Raw genomic sequence first — 13,172 nt, 5'->3', positions numbered from 1 at the left:
AATATTCCTTAAAGGACTTAGCGTGAATCCAAACTATCATTATCATTCATATTACTGCAGTTCTACAATATTCAACTAGAACTAGGAGTGATTAATGCGTTTGTCTAACCCTTTACCCATATTCATGCTAATGGTGCTGTTTTCTCCCTTAGCCATCGACATCTTTTTGCCTGCTATACCGGAAATGGCCGAAGCCTTTAATGTGCCGGTGGCGTGGATAGCGCAAACCATTCCGGTATTTTTGTTTGCTTTTGGCATTGGTCAGCTATTTGTGGGGCCTTTAGCGGATCGCTTTGGCCGCCGACCCATCGCCTTGGTCGGTGCGCTGCTTTACCTGGTTACCTCTGCACTTGCAGCGCTAGCCAACAGTTATGAAGTATTAATGGTTGCCCGCTTGGGCCAAGGCATTGCGGCCAGCTGTTTATCGGTGGCTGCATTTGCTGGAGTACGAGACCACTTTGGCGCTGAGCGCTCCAAAAGTATGTTTAGTTATCTCAATGGCGTGATTTGCATCGTGCCGGCACTAGCCCCTTTGCTGGGTGGTGTGTTAACTCATTGGTGGTCTTGGTCGGCTAACTTTTGGTTCATGGTGGGTTTTGCCGTGCTGGTGTTTTTGAGCATGCTGCTGGCACTAAAAGAAACCAAACCACAAAGTGATACTTTTAGTGGGCGTTTGTATTCACTAAGCCGTTATAGCAGCGTACTACGGGTGGCCAGTTTTCGTTTTTATTCGTTATTGGTGATGCTAGGCATGGCAATGATTATCGCTTATGTGTCTCAATCACCTAGTCGTTTAATGGTGGATATGCAGCTCTCAAGCAGTGATTACGCCTTTTGGTTTGGTAGCAATGCGGCGATTAACATCGTTGCCGCATTTATAGCGCCGCAAGTGATTAAGTGGCTTGGCCAAACAGTGGGCTTGTGGCTTGGGGCTAGTTTGATGGCTGGCGCGGCAGTCGCCTTGGTGCTGGCACAAAGCATTTTGCATCCCTTGGCGTTTATGGCACCGGTATTTGTATCAAGCATTGGTTTTTGTTTATTAATCGCAGTAGGAACGGGCAGCGCTTTAGCGCCGTTTGGCAATAAAGCGGGTACTGCGTCTGCGTTGCTGGGCTTTATTCAAATGACTGGCTCCGCCTGTTTAGTAGGCATATTAGGCGTGAGTGGATTAGCCAGTAGCGAACAGCTGGCCTTGTTAATGGCCTTACCTTGCGTATTGATGTTTGCTGGTTTGTTTGGCTCACCACTAAATAATCAGGCTTACAAATAGTTATTTGAATTTGTTGAGTTATTTGTTTAAAAGCGCCACTTGGCGCTTTTTGCGTTTATTAGGGTGGTTAGGGCGAGTTTTAACAAACTAAACAGGCTAAATCCGCAGGGTGGTTTATAGTTTTAACTAAGCAAAACCAATACTTGCTGGTTGCCTTAATTTGAAAAGAGACGTGGTTATTTTATTGTTAGTGTTTTGCCCGTTGGTATGGGGGCAAGGTTCTGTGGTGTTTTTGAACCCTGGTAAAGCAGATGAAAGTTTTTGGCAGGACGTAGACACCTTTGCAGCCGTTGCTGCTAAACAGCTGGACCTAGATTTACAAACTTTTCATAGTGAACGTAATCACTACTCTAAGCTCAAGTATATTGAATGGATGATTGAGAACCAGCAATTACCCGACTATTTAATGTTAGTAAACGAGCGCCAAGCCTTGCCGCGTATGCTTAGTTTGTTAGAAGGGCATGCGGTTTATGTGGTCGTGATATTAAACGATTTGGATGAAGAGCAGCTGGCCTTGCGCAAGCTAAATCCACATTGGCAAAAATACTTATTAAGTAGCCTAGTCCCTAACAACTACGCGATTGGCTATGCGACCGCTCAAGCCATGCATGCTGCCGCGGAGGGAGGCGGGGGTGATGCAGTGATTATTTCCGGTGACAAGGCCACTCCCGCCTCCGTGGCCAGAGAAGCGGGGGCAGAGGCGTTTTTTCTGCAGCAAACATCGATCAATATGCGCCAAATTGTTTATGGGCAATGGGACGAACAACGTAGCTACTACCAAACCAAAGTGTTATTGCAGCGTTATCCGCAGCTACGCTTTTTGTGGGCGGCCAACGACCATATGGCATTTGGCAGCCTGAAAGCCATTAAAGAAGCGGGTAAACAAGCAGGAAAAGATATATTTGTTGGCACCGTGAATACCTCAGCAAAAGCCTTAGAGCTGCGTGAAACTGGCGAGATAAGTGCCTTAGGCGGTGGCCATTTTAGTGCTGCAGGTTTAGCTTTAAATCTTATCTATTTACATCAGTTGGGCAAACCTATTCCAGCTACCGTTAATTCCAATATGTTTCAACTGCTGGTTCCGGGAACCCAGGAGTACCAGCAATTGAAAGACAAAAACTGGAGCGATATCTCCTTTGATACCTTGTTGCTAGAGCGGGACAAGTCTTTTAATTTCCCCGTTGTGCAATGAGGTGACTATGGTGAAAGGTTCTTTCAAGCTACACACTCCCATTGCCAAAAGATTACTCATTTTAATTGTGGGTGCCAGCACCCTATTTGCGCTGGTCTCGGTGGCAGTGCAACTTGCATTCAATTTTTCTGGTGCGGTGAAAAATGCAGAGCGCTGGGTTGATGAATACAATCAAGCCAATATGGCGGCCATAGAACGGGCTATTTGGGATGTAGACTATCAGCTATTAGATGAGCTACTGCAGGGGTTTGTACAGCAGCAATATGTTGCCACGGTTAACCTTAGCTCTGGCGATGGCATTAGTTTGGGTATTGGAGATGCCAATTTAAACCAAAAATTCTACGTTTATATGCTTAGTTACCGTGAACGAGATATTGGCCAATTAACCGTTGGTTTAGACTTGTCGTTAATAAAGCAAGACATCGCCGAACAAGCCTTGGTGATACTGTTAACTAACGGCTTAAAAACCTTTTTGATGAGCCTGATTATATTGCTTTTGCTTGGGCGCTTAGTGACTGGCGACTTACGCCGCTTGGCTGAGGCAGCCGATCAAATATTTACCGAAGAGCAACAAATAGTACAGTTGCCTAGCAAGCTGATTCAGCGTAATGATGAGATTGGTTTAGTGGCCAGCTCAATGCAGCAATTGCAGCAACGTTTGCAACGTGGTTTAGATGCCCGGCTAGAAGCCGAGCAACAGCTTCATCAGCACCGTCAGATACTAGAAGAAACTGTAGAACAACGTACCGCACTGTTAAATTGGCAAACCGAAGCCAACCAGTTGCTGTCTGAGATATCGCTATCATTTCTTAATCAAACCCCAAGAAATTCTAAAGCTCTACTGCAGCGCGCAACGTCGGCGATTGGCAGTTTGTTCTCAGTGGAGCGAGTGGTGATATTAGAGTTTGAACGCCAGCAGGCTATTTACCGAGACGTATGGAGTGTGCCCGGTCATTTAGCGCCTATAGAGCCGATAGATCTAAGCCAATTAAGTGAACTTAAGCGGCGTTTAGTGAATGTTGCGCCGATTGTTGTGAACGATGTAGAGAAGATTAAGCGCCAAGCTAAAGAAGAATATAAGCTGCTTAAACAGCATGGTATTAAGTCGTTTGCCGGTTTTCCGTTAAGTGATGGCAACAAAGCCTTTGGCCTGCTTAATTGTGTCAGTTTGAGCTACTGCGCGCTGTGGGACGAGCACCAAATTGCGCTACTTGGGCAGTTTGCCGCGGCAATTAGCGGTTTGTTAATTCAAGAGAAAAATGCCTTAGCCATGGCACGACTACAAAATGAGTTACTGCAAGTGAATGAGCGCTTGCAAGTATTAGCAGAAACCGACGAACTCACAGGCTTGGTGAATCGCCGACCGTTTAAACGGGAATTAAACCGCGCTATTGCTAGTGCTAGGCGTCATCGCTCGCAAATTGCAGTAATGATGGCCGATATTGATTACTTTAAAGCCTATAACGACCGCTATGGTCACCTGCAAGGTGATGAGGCCTTAAAGCTGGTAGCTAAAGCGCTATCTTCCGTAGTTAAACGCAGTGAAGATTGTGTGGCGCGAGTCGGTGGGGAAGAGTTTGCGATATTGCTCTCCGATGTTAATCAGCAAGATTTGCCGCAAATGGCAGAGCGGATAGTACAAGAGGTATCGGCGCAAAATATTGAGCACCAAGGCTCGCAGATTTCTGAAGTATTAACCATTAGCCTTGGCGGTATATTGGTGGAGCCAGATGATGTGCTGGACCCAACCAACTTACTGGAAATGGCCGATACATGTTTGTATAAAGCCAAGCACCAAGGGCGCAATAGAGCGGTACTTGATCTCGACGTATAGCGACTCTGTTTCAGTTCAAAATTCCTACAATTACTTCTTCTATCTTGATACTTGTTGTTACTGATCATGGTCTTAGCTGATCTGATTATTCATGAGTAAAGCGGTGAGCTTGGTCGCATCTATTAGCGAACAATTTTACAACAATGGGTCACTATAGCGTGTTGCAAGGAGAGGAAGATGAACGAACGTTTATTACGGGTTCTCGCGTTAAGTATAGTGTTAAGCAAATACATCGGCATTTTTATTGTGACTGGTTTAGCACTTAGTTCTGCGGCCCTGGCGGCAGAGCTGATGCTTTTCTTGGGTATGGAAAGCCAAGAGTAACGGGCTTATTACGCAGGCTAGCCACTTAGTAGCTTGTTTATCAGTTAATAGGCGTATATGTTTTATACTATAAATATTGGCTGACTAGGAGTGAGTGCCTGCGTATGAGTCATACCAAATTTTTAAAATTAGCCATTACGGCTTATGTCATCTGTGCTTTACTGGCATTTTTGGCGACGGCTTTTAGTGACGCTTATGCCGATAATTTGCTGCTGCAACGGATTTGGATATTTCCGCTACGTTTTGAATTCGCCTTAGTATTGCTGTTTTTAAGCCTCATCGCTGCGTATTCCTTGTTGCATAATAGTTTTCATGGTCGCTTGATGTTGACCGGCGTAGCGGTGGTACACATTCTCAATATGATTTTTGCTACCAGCTTAGTGGAGTCAGCCTTTGCTGCTTTGTTGAGTACCGCCAGTATGCTGAGTTTGGGTTTGCTGCTGTATGTGGCATGGACCAACCCTCAATCTCATAAAGTTAAGCGTTTACAGGCCTATCAGCAGCAGCGCCGCAGAGCCAAAGAAGAGCAAGACAAAATAGATTTTGCGTATTTAAACCCGGTCATCCCGCCGCCAGAACATGGGGCTAAAAAATCCCAACACGAGCAATAATCACTCGGGCTTCGGTGCTTGTAATTGCTGGCAATAACTCCATAAATACAAACTGCCAATCGCTAGCCCAGGTAAAATAGCCTCGACTAAGTCGGGTGTATTTTGCCAAGTATGCAATACCACCGGAATGGCCAACATAACCAACCAACTTACCGACATGGCAGACCAGCGCACCGTTTGACTAAAGCCCCACCGCAGTAACATCCATTTAGCAATAAAGCTTATTAGCCAAGTAGAAACGAAAGCATAACTGCCTTGCACTAAACCGGCTTTAATCGCCACGCCATTGCCATGTTCGCTATTAACAAAAGCGGCCCAAGCGCCGTATACCAAGGCGGCTAACAGCGCTATTTGCCAAGGACTTAGCTGGTTAACTAGCTGGCGGTAGCGTTCAATCATTCTATAACGCTTGGCCAGTTGTTTTCGGCGCTTTGGATATAGTCATCGCGTTTGGCTAGCCATTTTTCTTGCACACTCGCGTTGTAATTGAGGTAAAGCTTGCCGTCTAGCACGGTGAATTGCTCTGGTTCAATGCTGGCTGTCTTACCTTTGGCCACTGCGTAGGCGCAATAACCTCCATATTGCGGAGCATATTTTTCAGGCTCGGCGCTAAACTTAGCTAAGTTGTCGGCGCTGCTAAAGCGCCAAGTCGCCCCTTGCCATTCATATTCAAAGCTTTCTTTACCTTCTACTGGTTTGTTTTCGGTGAAGTAGGCCACACTGTCGTAACCCTTTATCGCTAGGTTATTAAACCAAGGAGTGTAAATGGGGGCGGCGGCAAAACTGTAACCAGAAACAAACAAAAGCGCTAATAGCAGTTTTCTCATGATGATACCTCTTCGCTGAATATGCGGTTAAGCAGTGAATATTGATGGTGTTGTTTATCTAGCGTTGTAACGAGTGGCTTAGCGTTGGCTTGGTGAAGCTGCTCTCGCCATATCTGTAAGCTCGCCTCGGGGTAGTAATTAAGCTCGCAGGTGTGTGAGCTAAGTACTACCTGACAAATACTTTTACTGTGGGCATCTTCGCGATCCATTAATACTGAGTGATCGCGATTATCCCGACATTGTTGTAGGTGAATATCTTGCAGCACGGCGCCGGCGCTGCGGGTTTGGGTACTGTGTAGCCATTGTTCAAAGCGTTGTTTACGAATTGCCAATACTTGCTCGGTATTGAGGGCAGACGAACTTAACTGAAAGGCTGCTTGTTTGATATGAGTTCGACTGAGCAGCTGACCATTCCAGGTGAAATGCTCACTCGTGTTATTGGCCACTAACACTAGATCAAAAGGGTTATAGCCCTGATAGCATTGCTCTGCTAAATGTTCACTTACTTTGCTTGGCGCGCCAAGTAATAAGGCCTGAGGGATGATTTGCCCACGGGTAGGCGCAGGGCTATGTTGTGGATCTTGGTAGCGATTGAGTAAGGCTAGCACCACACCATGGTTATTAATGCCAAACCACGTTCCCCCTGCTTGGCCGTCTACCGGATAGATGGTTTCGGTCAGCGCTGAAGCTTGTTGTTTTAAACCTGCTTCATGGCGCAAGCGAGCTTCATCGCGATTCATGGTGACAAGGGTGCGCTCATTAAGGCGCAACACGCTAAGCGTACACATTTAAGAACCCTGTTGGCGCAAGTAACTGGCAGTGCTAGGGGCAATGCCCATGTTTTCGTCTACCAATAGACCAAGCTCTTTGGCGACTAACTTGGCGTAAGCCACATGGTGCACAGTATGATTGATGAGATAACAAAGCTCGCGACTTAGGCTGCTATCAAACTGCATACTTTGTTGCTGCTTTAGCGAAATCTCTGATTCCACTTTAATCGCCTGCTCATCAATTGCCGATTGTGGATGCAAAAACCAGTTCGATAGCTGCTGAATTAACTGCAGCGCAAGGCTAGGGTTATTTTCAATATCACTATCTCGATGGCGAGTATTGTAATCAATACTGCCTTTATCAAGACCCTGTTGTAGCGCTAAAAAATGGTCCAGTATATGTCGTACATGGCGACCAATGCCCGACTCACTATGCATGGAAGGCTGGTTATAGAGTGTTCCTTCACTCGCTTCTACTAGTTGCTGCACTTGTTGAAGTGCGTCCACGGTAGCCTCACGCAGCTGCTTCATTTTTTCTCCATTTACTTAAAAATATCTTGCTACCAGTTTGACCGAGGTAACGGCGTAAATATTTCTCAGGGGTTTTTCTTAGATCAACAATAATCAAACCGTCTAAAGATTGGTTAAAGCTGTTATTCACTGAGAAACAGACAAAGCGGCCATTTAGAGCCAAATAATGGCGAAGTAAAATGGGGATCGATTTCCCCGGTTCACATTGGCCGACCAGCTTGTTTAATATGGCTATGTTACTTAACGACGCTAGGACTTTGCTGGTCCACACTTTGCCTTTTACCTTAAGGGGCACAATGGGTTTTACGTCATTTAAATACCGTTGTTCGGCACGAAATGCAGAGATCATTGAGTCTGAAATAAAGGCTTGAGCGAGCTCGGAGTGCTCTTGAGATATGCTCACACAGCCAAACAAGGTGTGGTATTGCGGATTTTTAGCCACGTAATGGCCAATGCCTTGCCATAACAAATCCAGTGCTCGAGGATGACGCTGATATTTAGGTACAACAAACGAGCGGCCCATTTCTAAGCAATCACCCATCCGTTTTAAATAGTTTTGATCAAAGTCGTAAAGCGAACGGCTGTACAAGGCGTTAATACCATGTTTTTCTACCACTTCGTTGGCGTGACCGAGTCGGTATCCTCCCACCAAGCAGTGAGTGTCGTTATCCCACACAAATAAATGTAGATAGTGAGGATCGAACTGGTCACTATCTAGATTTTTACCGGTACCTTCGCCAGCGGCTCTAAAGGTGACCTCTCGCGCTAAGGCTATCTCGTCCATAATTGGGCCAAGCCGTTGGTAGGGGGCACAGTAAACGGTAAAATTACGATGAGTCACCAATGCACAATCTTCTAATGTGTCTAGCTGGTCGCGTAAGTTTTGTCGGCCATTGGGTAAACATTCCACTAAGTGCAGCGGAGGATGTTTAGGGAGGACTTTAGCTTGAGGGTTGAGCGGTAAACTCAGCAAGTCGGTGGCTACGCGAAGGTAGTCTGTGACCGCTTGTTGATCACTTAAGTCTTGGTAATCTTTGGGTTTTATTAACTCGCCAATTTGCATGGTAAATTCACGGCCGCGTTTGTTTATCAACTCACGTGGTAGCATCGCGGTACGCAGGCGGCGATGTATTAAACCCGCTAAATAAAATAACTTAGAATTACGGCCACTTACAAAACAGGGCAATACATGCGCTTTATAACGTTTTGCTAAACGGCCCACCAAATTGTTCCAGTCACGGTCTTCAATCTGGCCATTTTCAGTATTAATCGCCGACACCATGCCTGCAGGATAGATCATTAATGCGCCGCCTTTAGAAAGGTGCTGGCAAGACACTCTAATCCCACGGGCATTTTTCTTGGCGGCTTTTTCTGACAGCACATCTACGCCAATAAACAAGTCTTCAAATTCAGGAATATTCGCCAGTAACTCATTAGTGAGTACTTTTAAGTCGGGGCGTACTTGCAACAATAACTCGCTCATGGCAACGCCTTCTAAACCACCCAGTGGGTGATTAGCCACAATTAACAGCGGGCCTTGTTGCGGTATGTCTTTTAGTACCTCTGGGTTGTTGGCCAGTAATGAAAAATCTAAACAGCGCATGGTGTGACGTAAGAAATGTAAGGCAGTATTGCCATCATCTGCAAAACGAGGGCGCTCATCGTAGTGCTTGGCTAGTTGGCTTAGTGCCAAGCCTTTTTCAATGATGCGTGCTAGCCACTGCGGGCGCATACTGAGCCGAAAGGGATTTTTCTTATTCTGCATGGATTACTCCTTAATCCGTTTCTGGATAACAGGCAGTGAGCTCACGTTCGTGTTTCCAGCGTACTAGCAGCTCTTTAAACTTGGGTGGTTGATAGCCGCGCTTGCGGTTAGCTGCACCAAGTTCAAATAGCGTTTTATATTGAAATAACAAAGAGCGCATGGCCTCGAGAAAAGGGGTTTTTCTATCCCAAATGTGTAAGGACTCTGAGCTGGCACTGTTTATTTCAACAATCTCTAGGTTCTTTCCTTGCTGTAGGTGGTCAATGTCGGCAAATTTAATGTCCATACGTCCGTAATAAAACTCCGGCAAATCAGCCATCATTTGATTAACTGCGTTGTTTAGCTCTGGGGTAATTAAGGCATTGGCATCTCTAAAAATAGCGCCGCGGCAATGGCTGGCAGCAAACACCAATTTATAGGGGCTGCCCTCTTCAATAACCTGTTCAAGCTTGTCTTGATGACGACTTAAATATAAGTGCTGTAACTCACTGGCGCGGGGATCGGCTTGAATCAATTGCTTGAGGGTGGATTTGCCGTCACCGACTACATAAGGTGTGTATTTAAGTGCCAGCGAAATGATTTCGCCCTCTGGTTTATCGGGATGGCGAACAAAAAACACCCCTGCTTCGGCTTCATAAGTGGCCAATTTCTGCAGCATTAACGCTGAATTAATCGGGTAGTTATCTAAACAGTCTCGCAGCTGCTGCTGGTTATGCAGCAGTTTTACGCCTGCACCACGACAGCCAATATCTGGTTTACCTACCAGCGGAAATGCCAACCCGCGTTGTTGCATTTGCTGCTGTAAATCTTCTACTTGATGTTCTATTGGCGCGCCAGTGCGGTTGACCTTCATCCAAGATAATACCGCGGCATCGCAGTGGCCGGTGGCTTGGGCCAATAGTTCACTTTTGCCCACTCCTACCATACCTGCCAGAGGCAGTTTAGGGTTGGCTAACAAAGGAAGGGTAAACGAACGGTGGCGTAAACCTAATACTAGCCATTGCAGTACAACCGGAATATAAACAGCCCAAGTAGGCCAAAATTCAAAAAAAGAAGTGGTTTTACCGTTCATATCTAGCGCGGGCATGCCCGGCGATACGTAGGGGCTAGAAGACTGGTTGTTTAATTGTTCGGTCACAGTGTCGGCACTTCCTGTTGCATGTTATCTGTCTTATCAGACCTGCGTAAGCTGATAAATAATTCAAACTCCGTTAGATTTAGTCTAGTTCAGCTCAATGATTAACCCAATACGGTGTATTAATCCTTCAGTCTAAGCGAAGATAGTTACGATTAAATGTAAGACTTTAGGATAGGCAGGCGAAATGATTGTTGAAGATTTACTGTTGGTGGTAGGTGAGCGACAGTTAAACATAAAGCATTGGGAATTAGCCGTAGGTCAGCATTGGGCTATTTTTGGCCATAGCGGCAGTGGTAAATCTTTGTTTGGTGCCTGGTTAAATGGTGAGTTAAGCGCAAAGCGAGGCGAGTGCCAAGGCCGACCAGAGCGAGTAGCGCTGGTATCCTTAGAGCTACAGCAAGCGTTGCTAGAAAATGAATTGGCAGAAGATGACAGCGACTTTAGCGATGAAAGTGATGCTGGCCACAGTGTGGCCGAGCTATTAGCAATAAGCGGCAGCGATTCGCAAAAGATAAGTGAAGTGCTTGAGCAATGCGACTTAAGCCACTTGCTTGAACGCGGTTTTAGAATGTTGTCTACCGGTGAAACTCGCCGCTTAATGCTAGCGCGTGCCTTGTTAACCGATCCTCAGTTATTGATCCTTGATGAACCCTTTGCAGGGCTAGATATTGCTCATCAGCAACGCTTATTGCAGCTGCTAGAGGTGTTATCCAAGTACTGCCAACTGGTGATTATTACCTCGCGAGACGAAGAGTTGCCAGCGGCGATTAGCCATGTAGCGGTGTTAGATGAGGAGGGTTTAAGCCAACAACTCACCATTGAGCAGTGGCAGGAGCATCCAGAACGGAAAATGTTGGAGAGATTGGCCGCGAAGCAGTCAATGGCAATAGTGGAAGCGCTGCGGCAACATCAGCAACAAGATATTCCAGAACCATTGTTTTGTATTACTCAAGGGAGTGTGAGTTACGCTGGCGAGACGATTTTTAGTGGTTTGGACTGGCAAATAAGCCGAGGCCAGCATTGGCAGGTACGAGGACCTAATGGCTGTGGTAAAAGCACGTTATTAAATCTGATCTTTGGTGACCACCCACAGTGTTACAGTAATCACATTCAGGTCTTGGGTTACCAGCGTGGCTCTGGCGAGAGCATTTGGCAGGTTAAGCAGCGTATTGGCATGGTATCAGCTGCGCTGCATTTACAATACCGAGTCAACTGTAGCGCCATAGAGGTGGTGTTGTCTGGGCTTTATGACTCTATTGGTATCTATCAACAGCCCAGCGAATTAGAGCTGGCTCAAGCCCGGTTATGGCTGCAACTTTTTGGTATGCAAGCGCTAGAGAAACAGTATTTCAAATCTTTATCCTATGGTCAGCAGCGTTTATTGATTATTGCACGAGCGATGATAAAAGCGCCTAGTTTGCTGTTGTTAGATGAACCCTGCCAAGGCTTAGACTTTTTGCATCGCAGCACGGTGATTAATGCTCTAGAATTAGTGGCTAAAAATACCCTGAGTCACTTAGTGTATGTGACTCATCATCAAGAGGATGCGCTACCCAGCATTAAGCACTTTGTAGATTTTGATGATGGCGTAGTGCGGGTTAGTTCAACCACCAGAGAGCTTACTCAATAACACTGAGTGCCTAGCAAGTTTTAACCGTTTATATAGAGGCAGATTTATGCAGTGGTACATTGGCGTACTTAAGCAATATTTGGTTTTTTCAGGCCGTTCTCGTCGCAAAGAATATTGGATGTTTGTGCTTATTAACAGCATTGTGAGCGTGTTACTGAGTGTTGTTGACCAAGCTATTGGCTCGGTGAACGTAGAATCTGGAATGGGCATATTAGGCAGTATTTATGGTATTGCGGTGTTGCTACCTTCTATTGGCGTTGCGATGCGTCGTTTACACGATACTGGTCGTACAGGGTGGTGGTTATGGATAGTGTTAGTGCCAATCATTGGAGTACTGGTGTTGTTGTACTTCTTTTGTTCAGACAGCCAATCTGAGAGCAACCAGTACGGTGCTAACCCCAAATTGACTCACGCTTAATGCAAGCACGTGCTTACTGATGTCTTTGAATGACAACAAAGGTACCGGCTTACAGCGTGAATACTATCGTCGTGGCCCAGATTATCGGCATGGGGATGAAGTGGATTTTGCCGATGTAAAACACACTTTTGGCTTTGCTGGGTTAGCGATTGGCGCGTGGGTGACCAAAGCAGAAAAGCAGCGCGCGGCCAGTTTAGTATTTGATGCCTTGGCAGATTTAGCATTTTTGTTAAATTTGCCGCCTAAGGCCTTGGGCTTGCGCAATAGCCTAAATTTAGCTTTTGGCACTGGCGGCCAGCGTAATGTGCAAGCGCATTATGCTCCGGGTAGCCAAACCTTAGCCCTTGCAAAAAATGCTGGAGCAGGGGCTTTGGCTCATGAGTGGTGGCACGCTTTTGATCATTACATGGCCGATAAACTGTTTATTAGCGCAGCCAGGCCCAACGAGTTTGCCGCAACCCGCTGGTTAGTTGACGATCCACAGCGCCGGCATCCCCTTAATCAGCGTTTAAGTCAGTTGTTTAAGGTGGTGTTGTTAAGTCATGAAGGAACTGACTTACATCCTTATGTAGCGCGCTCTGTCGCCTTAGACAAGAAACGCGGGCTGCATTACTTTAGTTTACCTACCGAAATGATGGCACGTGCTTTTGAGGCGTGGGTGCAAAGCCGAGACGAGCTAAAAAATAGCTATTTAGTTAATGGTACCAAGCAAACTGATTTAGCGAAGGCTGGTGGATACCCAGACGCTGCACATCTAAGCCTGATAGGCGAGGCAATGGTTGATTACTTTACGCTATTAGGTCAAGCGTTGAACTCGCAAAGTTGAAGCAGAAAACTTGAAAAATAACTATTGGATTGGCAG

At 46.0% G+C, this 13,172-nt stretch carries 14 protein-coding genes; 8 read left to right on the top strand and 6 right to left on the bottom strand.

Features of this window, described 5'->3' with window-relative positions:
* Positions 1 to 94: 94 nt before the first annotated feature.
* From FFR00_RS14465 to FFR00_RS14450, 5 genes are all read left to right on the top strand, one after another.
* Complete coding sequence (locus tag FFR00_RS14465) at positions 95 to 1,270, top strand: multidrug effflux MFS transporter (RefSeq protein ID WP_137674126.1); 1,176 nt, start codon at positions 95 to 97, stop codon at positions 1,268 to 1,270.
* Positions 1,271 to 1,442: 172 nt separating this feature from the next.
* Positions 1,443 to 2,462 (top strand): ABC transporter substrate-binding protein, encoded by a 1,020-nt coding sequence (locus FFR00_RS14460; RefSeq protein WP_235836236.1) that lies wholly within the window; start codon positions 1,443 to 1,445, stop codon positions 2,460 to 2,462.
* Between the two features lie 7 nt (positions 2,463 to 2,469).
* Complete coding sequence (locus tag FFR00_RS14455; protein WP_137674125.1) at positions 2,470 to 4,296, top strand: sensor domain-containing diguanylate cyclase; 1,827 nt, start codon at positions 2,470 to 2,472, stop codon at positions 4,294 to 4,296.
* A 177-nt stretch (positions 4,297 to 4,473) separates the two neighbouring features.
* Positions 4,474 to 4,620: a hypothetical protein gene (locus FFR00_RS21655; protein ID WP_154675877.1), complete on the top strand. Its 147-nt coding sequence runs from the start codon at positions 4,474 to 4,476 to the stop codon at positions 4,618 to 4,620.
* A 104-nt stretch (positions 4,621 to 4,724) separates the two neighbouring features.
* Positions 4,725 to 5,231 (top strand): hypothetical protein, encoded by a 507-nt coding sequence (locus FFR00_RS14450; RefSeq protein WP_137674124.1) that lies wholly within the window; start codon positions 4,725 to 4,727, stop codon positions 5,229 to 5,231.
* On the opposite strand, the gene FFR00_RS14445 is transcribed toward FFR00_RS14450, so the two are convergent.
* Genes FFR00_RS14445 through FFR00_RS14420 form a run of 6 tightly spaced genes read right to left on the bottom strand, consistent with a single transcriptional unit; the run spans position 5,232 to position 10,262 of the window.
* Positions 5,232 to 5,630, bottom strand: coding sequence for a hypothetical protein (locus FFR00_RS14445; RefSeq protein WP_137674123.1), 399 nt, complete (start codon positions 5,628 to 5,630; stop codon positions 5,232 to 5,234).
* Complete coding sequence (locus FFR00_RS14440; RefSeq protein WP_137674122.1) at positions 5,627 to 6,058, bottom strand: YHS domain-containing (seleno)protein; 432 nt, start codon at positions 6,056 to 6,058, stop codon at positions 5,627 to 5,629. Before FFR00_RS14440 ends, FFR00_RS14445 begins: the two co-directional genes overlap by 4 nt.
* Positions 6,055 to 6,846, bottom strand: coding sequence for an NRDE family protein (locus FFR00_RS14435; RefSeq protein WP_137674121.1), 792 nt, complete (start codon positions 6,844 to 6,846; stop codon positions 6,055 to 6,057). The genes FFR00_RS14440 and FFR00_RS14435 overlap by 4 nt, the downstream gene beginning before the upstream one ends.
* On the bottom strand, positions 6,847 to 7,359 hold the full coding sequence (locus FFR00_RS14430) for a DinB family protein (protein ID WP_137674120.1): 513 nt from the start codon (positions 7,357 to 7,359) through the stop codon (positions 6,847 to 6,849).
* Positions 7,343 to 9,124 carry a lysophospholipid acyltransferase family protein gene (locus FFR00_RS14425; protein WP_137674119.1) on the bottom strand — a complete coding sequence of 594 codons (1,782 nt, stop codon included), beginning with the start codon at positions 9,122 to 9,124 and terminating at the stop codon, positions 7,343 to 7,345. Before FFR00_RS14425 ends, FFR00_RS14430 begins: the two co-directional genes overlap by 17 nt.
* Before the next feature lie 10 nt (positions 9,125 to 9,134).
* The gene (locus FFR00_RS14420; protein WP_137674118.1) at positions 9,135 to 10,262 is read right to left on the bottom strand and encodes a D-alanine--D-alanine ligase; all 1,128 of its coding nucleotides are present in this window, start codon (positions 10,260 to 10,262) and stop codon (positions 9,135 to 9,137) included.
* A gap of 184 nt (positions 10,263 to 10,446) precedes the next feature.
* Here FFR00_RS14420 and FFR00_RS14415 point away from each other — a divergent pair, with 184 nt between their 5' ends.
* From FFR00_RS14415 to FFR00_RS14405, 3 genes are read left to right on the top strand one after another with little or no spacing between them, the layout of a single operon-like run.
* Positions 10,447 to 11,892 (top strand): ATP-binding cassette domain-containing protein, encoded by a 1,446-nt coding sequence (locus FFR00_RS14415; protein WP_137674117.1) that lies wholly within the window; start codon positions 10,447 to 10,449, stop codon positions 11,890 to 11,892.
* A 46-nt stretch (positions 11,893 to 11,938) separates the two neighbouring features.
* A complete protein-coding gene (locus FFR00_RS14410; RefSeq protein ID WP_137674116.1) occupies positions 11,939 to 12,310 on the top strand; it encodes a DUF805 domain-containing protein in 372 nt (123 codons plus the stop codon).
* Positions 12,311 to 12,329: 19 nt separating this feature from the next.
* The gene (locus tag FFR00_RS14405) at positions 12,330 to 13,136 is read left to right on the top strand and encodes a CLCA_X family protein (protein ID WP_137674115.1); all 807 of its coding nucleotides are present in this window, start codon (positions 12,330 to 12,332) and stop codon (positions 13,134 to 13,136) included.
* The last annotated feature ends 36 nt before the right edge of the window (positions 13,137 to 13,172 follow it).

This window comes from Agarivorans sp. Toyoura001, from assembly GCF_005405585.1.
GTDB lineage: Bacteria > Pseudomonadota > Gammaproteobacteria > Enterobacterales > Celerinatantimonadaceae > Agarivorans.
The sequence above is the reverse complement of the archived record's forward strand: the minus strand, read 5'-3'. Positions and strand labels throughout refer to the sequence as shown.